Genomic DNA, 1,628 nt, shown 5'->3' on the forward strand with positions numbered 1-1,628 from the left:
CTGCCGTAATCGCTATATGCATGATGATAGCCACCACTTAAATTAGCGCAAAAACCATGTTTTAGTGCGTATTCGCTGCCTTGAATACTTGCCCCAACCGAAAGTAGCGTACGCTCTACTAATTTGCGTGAATACGGGAAACCCATTTTTTTAATTGCTTTATTACTGAGCGTGGCGTTTAAAAAATCATTTATGTAGTCTTGGCTATGGCACAGTGCAAGCTGCTCGGGCGTAGCTTTGGTTGGTGTATTAAACTGTGTAGCCCCAAAGCCTAAGCGTTCTATTTCTGCTTTTAGCATTTGGTATTTTTGAATAGGAAAACGGTGGCGCTCAGGAAGCGTTAAAGCACTGTAAAGCGGGTGGTAAAAAAGCTGCATTAGCGTAATTGTTGTTTTTCGACTTGTTGAATTTTATCTTCGGTGGCCGAAATAGCTTTACGGCAGCGGCCTAAACGCGCATGCGTGGTTAAAATTTCCATATTAAGTTTTTGTGCTTGCGCTGGGCTGGCTTTTTCCATTTGTAGTTTACGCTCTTCAATCATTAACACTAAGCGTCGTTCAAACTCATGGTTTTGTTTAAGCTCGTCGTATAGCTCGTGCGACGATTGCATTATTTTTTTTACGGCTTGCTTATAAACCGTATTTTTGGGTCTAGGTTTGTACTGGCTTTTGTTTTCTTTTGCCCAGATGGGGGTCGATTTAATAACACTAAATACAGCTTGTACTTGATTACCTATGCGCTCAAGTGCATAAGCATAAGCATGGCGATGATCACTGGGTGGTAAGCTGGTAATTTCGTCTTCAATTTCTGTTACGTAGTCAGTTAAGTTCATGCTTTTAGTACTAAATACGCCGCGGTCAAATAAACTAGGCTGCGCCTGCATATAGCGGTTTTTAGAAAACAACTTTGCGCTATCAAATTGCTCAGCTTGTTGTTTAAGCGTAGCAACTTGTTGGCGTAATTTATCTAACGCGTGGGTTTGCATTTACAAATAAGCCTCGTAAATCAGTTTTAATGCTAGCAGTATAACCATAGTGTTAAAAACAGGGCGAATAAACTTACCGCCAAAGCGAATGGCTGAGTGAGCACCAATCCAAGCACCTAACATAATAAAAAAGCCCATGATAAGGCCTAATAAAAAGTTTACATGTCCAAGTGCCACAAAGGTAATAAGCGATATAAAATTAGATACAAAGTTCATTGAGCGGGCTAAACCACAGTTAAGCAGTAAGCTCATTTTATAAAATAAACTATTAGATGCGGTCCAAAAAGTACCGGCGCCTGGGCCTGCTACGCCATCAAAAAAACCTAACGCTAAGCCCTGTAACCACTGCTTTAGTTTAAGTATTGGTGTTACTTTTGGTAAATCATCGCCCTGTGTGGTGCTTAAACTACCAAACAAGCTATAACAGGCCACCATAATAATAATGATAGGCAAAAGCTTATTTAAAAATTCAATACTTAAGTGATCGACTATTAACGTACCAATCACAGCGCCTATGGCTGTAGCAAAAATGGAATTTGCCCAAAATTTAGGACTAAATAGATTTTTTTTATAATACGTGTAGCTGGCCGTTAATGAGCCAAAGCTTGCCGCAAGCTTGTTGGTGCCAAGCGTTACATGCGGT

Annotated in this window: 2 protein-coding genes and 1 pseudogene; all 3 read right to left on the bottom strand. The window is 40.3% G+C overall.

What is annotated here, in order from left to right; translation table 11 throughout:
- Positions 1–377: pseudogene (locus L650_RS0100695) on the bottom strand (histone deacetylase); the annotation flags it as partial.
- Complete coding sequence (locus L650_RS0100700; RefSeq protein ID WP_024033711.1) at positions 377–985, bottom strand: primosomal replication protein; 609 nt, start codon at positions 983–985, stop codon at positions 377–379. The gene L650_RS0100700 and the pseudogene L650_RS0100695, both read right to left, overlap by 1 nt.
- A partial coding sequence (locus tag L650_RS0100705) for a sulfite exporter TauE/SafE family protein (RefSeq protein ID WP_029771797.1) occupies positions 986–1,628 on the bottom strand: 643 nt, incomplete at its 5' end.

The organism is Pseudoalteromonas sp. TB51 (assembly GCF_000498055.1).
GTDB classification, from domain to species: domain Bacteria; phylum Pseudomonadota; class Gammaproteobacteria; order Enterobacterales; family Alteromonadaceae; genus Pseudoalteromonas; species Pseudoalteromonas atlantica.

Coding starts and splice junctions, on each gene's coding strand:
- L650_RS0100700 (WP_024033711.1), bottom strand. CDS start 985: ATGCAAACCCACGCGTTAGATAAATTACGCCAACAAGTTGCTACGCTT.